We start from the raw sequence: 5,011 nt of genomic DNA on the forward strand, positions 1-5,011 counted from the left end.
CAGAAGCCTTTTTTGTGGGTTTTCTTTTTTAATTATTGAAGAACCAGACAGGCGATTTGAGAACAAATTATTTATTTTCTTCTTCGTTTAGTTTATCGTCTTTTTCTCCATCCTGCATATCAACACCATCATTAATGGTATCATCCTGTTTGATTTGATCATCAAGCTGGTCATTTTGATCCTCATTATCTTGATCTGGCTCGTTTTCTTCATCCAGCTGGCCCTCCTGCTGATCTTCCGGTTCTTCACTGTCTCCACAGGCGGATAAGCCGCCAAGCATTAATACGGCTGCCATTCCACTGGCGAGCAGCCTCTTTTTCAAATTGAGATCCAATGCCGTTTCCTCCTTTATTCTAGTTTGATTTAGTGAATTTTCTACCCTCCCTACAAAAGAATAAACAGATGGGGGAATGGTTATTTAATAAAAGTCTTTTTTATAGAAAAAGCGAAGCAAAATATGAATTAGTTTTTATGAACACAAAGACTTTTATTGTTAATACTTTTTTAATTTTCGTTTTATATATCTTTCCACTTAATTTAATTAAATTATTCAATAATAAAGCGTTTTCATAAAAGTGAAAAGGAGTGTTTAACGATGACAATGCTCGCCATTCTCGGTTTTTCCATGGTAGCTGTTTTCATGTATTTAATTATGAGTGGAAAATTATCCGCATTAATCGCCTTAATGATTGTACCGGCCGCATTTGCTGTTTTTGCCGGATTTGGTTCTGGCATCGGTGATATGGCGCTTACTGGCATTACAGAACTTGCACCGACCGGCGTTATGCTTATGTTTGCGATTTTGTATTTTGGGATTATGATCGATGCTGGACTTTTTGATCCAGTCGTCGGCAAAATTTTGAAAGCGGTTAAAGGGGATCCAATGAAAATTGTGGTCGGCACCGCCGTGCTGGCAATGATTGTTTCCCTTGATGGAGATGGAACAACAACGTATATGATTACGATCTCTTCGATGCTGCCGCTGTATCAGCGGTTGAAAATGAATCCGCTTATTTTGCCGGCTGTTGCGTTGATGGCTGTGGGGGTGACGAACTTGACACCTTGGGGCGGTCCGACTGCTCGTGCGGCGAGTGCGTTGAACCTTGATATGCAGGAGTTATTTAACCCGTTGATTCCAGTGATGATCGTGGGAGCTTTATGGGTCATTTTGTCAGCATATTGGATGGGGAAACAGGAAAGAAAACGTCTTGGAGTCCTTTCGATGGAAGAGCTCCAGCAGCAGGCGGAAGGAAAAAGCTATTTAACGTTTTTTGGCACAGCCACTGCCGCTGTTTCGGAGGAAGAAGCAAAATGGAAACGGCCGAAGCTTATTTGGTTTAACTTTGCGTTAACCATTGCACTTATGGCGATGCTCATTTTAGGCGTTATGCCGCTTCCGATTTTGTTTATGCTGGCGTTTGCCATCGCGATCACCGTAAATTATCCGAATGTGATGCACCAAAAAGAGAGAATTGCCGAACATGCAAGCAATGTGCTGGCGGTAGTGTCACTTGTCTTCGCAGCCGGTATTTTTACCGGTATTTTATCTGGAACAGAAATGGTCGATGCAATGGCCAACAGCTTAGTTGCTGTCATTCCGGATTCAATGGGGCCGCACTTGCCGATTATTACTGCGATTACAAGCATGCCGTTCACGTTTTTCATGTCCAATGACGCGTATTACTTTGGGGTTCTGCCGATTATTGCAGAAGCCGCTTCGACATATGGCATCAGCGCCGTTGAACTTGGCCGTGCGTCATTGCTTGGGCAGCCGGTTCATTTACTTAGCCCGCTTGTAGCATCAACTTATTTGCTTGTCGGGATGGCAAAAGTGGATTTCGGGCAGTATCAGCGGTTTACAATTCTGTGGACAGTCGGAACATCCCTTGTGATGACGATGGCTGCTTTATTGTTTGGTGTTATTTCGTTGTAATTTATATCCCGGCCCGGATTTTTTCGAATCCGGGATTTTTTCTTTTCATCTGATCAAATGTTTCGTACAATTTGATCAAAAGCAGATTGGAGCCTTCATGAAAACGAAAACAGTCTCACTCCGGACGAAAATTTTTGCGCTTGTTTTTTCTTTACTTTTTTTCATTATTGCCGGTATGTCCACTGTTTTTTACGCTATTCAAACGGGGGAAACGGCCGAACAGGTTCACCAGCTTTCGCTTCAAACCGCGCAGACGATTTCGTTGATGCCGGAGACAACCGCTTTTTTAGTGGAACAACGTGACCGCGAAACGCTATTACCTGTCCTTGAACATATACAAGAGCGGACCGAAGCACAGTCCATTTCTATTGCCGGACGAAACGGCACTGTGTTGTCCACCTACGGGAATAACGAACTGCTCCGGGAGTCCGATAGCCGCTCGCTCATTTATGGCGGGACGTATACGGTGGAAGAAACAGGAACAGACGGAGAAGCCATTATTGGAAAAGCCCCTATTATGAAGACAACAGATAACTATACAGAAGTGATTGGGACCGTTTCCGTTGAATTTTCAAAAAAGTCAATTGCACAGAAAACAGCCGCTCAAACCGGTGAAATTTTAATCGCAGCTGCCTTTGCTCTGTTAGCGGGGGTAGTGGGCGGGATCTGGCTGACGAAAAGCATATTAGCCGATACACTTGGATTTGAACCGTCTAAAATCGCAGCCATGTACAAAAAAACGATTGATGAAATGCGTCTCTATTCCGATGACCTGCGTGCCCAGACGCATGAATTTATGAATAAGCTGTACGTATTGTCCGGCCTTTTGCAGCTCGGACGGAATGAAGCAGCACTTGATTTTATTCAAAAAGAAGCCGACAGCGTGTCACTTCAAAATCAGATTGTATTCAAGCAAATTCAGGATGACCTTATTCAAGCGGTTTTATTAGGCAAAACCGCCAAAGCGTCCGAGCGAAAAGTGTTTTTTACAATCGAACAAGAAAGCACATTGTCAGCCCTTCCTGCACATATAGACGCCCACTCGCTGCTGACGGTCATCAGCAACTTAATTGATAATGCCTTTGAAGCGGTTAAACAAGTAAAGCAGCCGCTCGTTACGTTTCTTATTACCGATGCCAGCCCAACGTTAATTATCGAAGTAACAGATAACGGGACCGGCATCGATGAACAAGTACTCCATTTTTTATTTGAAAAAGGCTATTCGACAAAAGGAGACGGACGGGGATTTGGGCTCCACAATGTGAAAGAAGCCGTTGAATCGTTTCACGGCATGATTGAAGTGGTACCGAATGAGCCTGCTGGAACCATTTTTACGATTTACATACCGAAAGAAGACTGACAAAAAAGGATGGATATTCATGATTCGTGTTGCGATTGCAGAAGACGACTTTCGTATTGCCAGTATACAAGAACAATTTCTACAGCAATTAGACGGATTTATCGTTGTTGGAAAAGCACTGAATGCAGCCGATACGCTGGCACTGCTAAAGAAAAATGAGACTGATTTGCTGCTGCTCGATATTTACATGCCAGATATGCTGGGCACAGAACTTTTGCCGTTGTTAAAAGAACGGTTTCCAAAAACCGATATTATTATGATTACAGCTGCTTCTGAAAAACATATGCTGCAAGAAGCACTCCGCTACGGTGTATTTCATTATTTGGTGAAGCCGGTATCGATGGAGAAATTCACTGCTGTGATGAAACAATATCAGAAGAAAAAACACCTTTTATCCGCGACAGACCATATAACGCAAGACGTGGTTGATGCGTATTTCGCTGGGACAGTGCATCAGGAACCCAGACACGCTGCCCAGCTTCCGACAGGCATTGACAGCGTTACATTAAACCGCGTATCCGGCGTTCTTCAGGAACTTGAGAGCGGCATTTCCATTGAGGAAATGGGCGCGAAAATCGGTGCTTCCCGTACAACGGCGCGCCGCTATCTTGAATATTTGGTGACAACTGGAAAGTGCCGGGTAGAACACGAATATGGCATTGTCGGCCGGCCTGAGCGGCGATATTTTAAGATCGAATGATGAGGAAGAAATACATACTCCTGCTGCTTGCTTCCATCGTGCTTGCCAGCTGTACACCATCCAAAAAACCGCTCACGCAGCAGGAACTTACCTTTATCGTGCCAGGCTCTCCGGACGGAGGATGGGATGCCCTCGCTAATTCGGTTAAAACCGTCATAGAAAAGGAAAAACTGACGAAGTATAACGTACAAATCATCTATGAAGAAGGAGAAGGGGGTAACGATGGATGGGCACATTTAAAAGAATCCGGTCCTCATACGATCGCGATGACATCCAGTTTGCTGTTAACAAATAATCTGCTTGGCCATAGTACACTTAACTACCGGGAATTTACCCCGCTTGCCACGATGGCAAGTGAATGGCAGGCGGTCATTGTAATGGATGACTCGCCGATTCAATCCATTACAGACTTTATGCAACGACTGAAAAAACAGCCGAATCTCTACCCAATCGGCATTGAACCACAATTTGGGAATGATGACCAAATTGCGTTTTCTGAAGCGGCCCGTGCTACAGGACTTTCCGCTGCATCGCTTCGCTTTTTTCGTTATTCAAACGGTGACGAACTTTTGTCTGCGCTTCAAGCGGGGGAAATTGCGGCAGCTTCTCTTTCCTCATCCCAGTCAGAAACATTTGCAAAGGAAGAAAACGTTCGGATCATCGCCATTTCGTCACCGGAACGGCTCGGCCATTTGCCTGATGTACCGACATGGAAAGAACAAGGCATCGATGTCGTGTTTCCGCATTGGCGCGGCGTGATGGGATCTGGTGAAATGAGTGAGCCAGAAAAAGAGCAGTGGTCATCCCTTTTGAATGCTGTTCAATCCTCCCCATACTGGGCCGAAGAATTAGAAAAAAACCATTGGACACCCTTTTACAGAAACAGCGAAGACACCGCCGCGTTACTTGAAGCAGACATGAAAAAATACCGCTATATCATGAATCAAAAATGACGACACCTCTTCCTGCGGTTCCACGTAGAGGCAGGGGTGTTACCGCAGATGCATAAAAGGCTGTC

At 44.6% G+C, this 5,011-nt stretch carries 5 protein-coding genes; 4 read left to right on the plus strand and 1 reads right to left on the minus strand.

Annotated elements, in window-relative coordinates:
* Positions 1-67: 67 nt before the first annotated feature.
* On the minus strand, positions 68-334 hold the full coding sequence (locus tag VQ00_RS11680) for a hypothetical protein (protein WP_046180324.1): 267 nt from the start codon (positions 332-334) through the stop codon (positions 68-70).
* A 267-nt stretch (positions 335-601) separates the two neighbouring features.
* Between VQ00_RS11680 and VQ00_RS11685 the strand changes: the two genes are divergently transcribed.
* The 4 genes from VQ00_RS11685 to VQ00_RS11700 all read left to right on the plus strand — a co-directional run bounded on the left by VQ00_RS11685 (position 602) and on the right by VQ00_RS11700 (position 4,946).
* Positions 602-1,933 (plus strand): CitMHS family transporter, encoded by a 1,332-nt coding sequence (locus tag VQ00_RS11685; RefSeq protein ID WP_046180327.1) that lies wholly within the window; start codon positions 602-604, stop codon positions 1,931-1,933.
* A gap of 97 nt (positions 1,934-2,030) precedes the next feature.
* Positions 2,031-3,293, plus strand: a complete 1,263-nt coding sequence (locus VQ00_RS11690; protein ID WP_156154055.1) for a sensor histidine kinase — start codon at positions 2,031-2,033, stop codon at positions 3,291-3,293.
* A 19-nt stretch (positions 3,294-3,312) separates the two neighbouring features.
* Complete coding sequence (locus VQ00_RS11695; protein ID WP_046180326.1) at positions 3,313-3,993, plus strand: response regulator; 681 nt, start codon at positions 3,313-3,315, stop codon at positions 3,991-3,993.
* Positions 3,990-4,946 (plus strand): tripartite tricarboxylate transporter substrate-binding protein, encoded by a 957-nt coding sequence (locus VQ00_RS11700; protein ID WP_082091546.1) that lies wholly within the window; start codon positions 3,990-3,992, stop codon positions 4,944-4,946. The genes VQ00_RS11695 and VQ00_RS11700 overlap by 4 nt, the downstream gene beginning before the upstream one ends.
* The last annotated feature ends 65 nt before the right edge of the window (positions 4,947-5,011 follow it).

This window comes from Domibacillus tundrae (assembly GCF_000970675.1).
Lineage (GTDB): Bacteria > Bacillota > Bacilli > Bacillales > Domibacillaceae > Domibacillus > Domibacillus tundrae.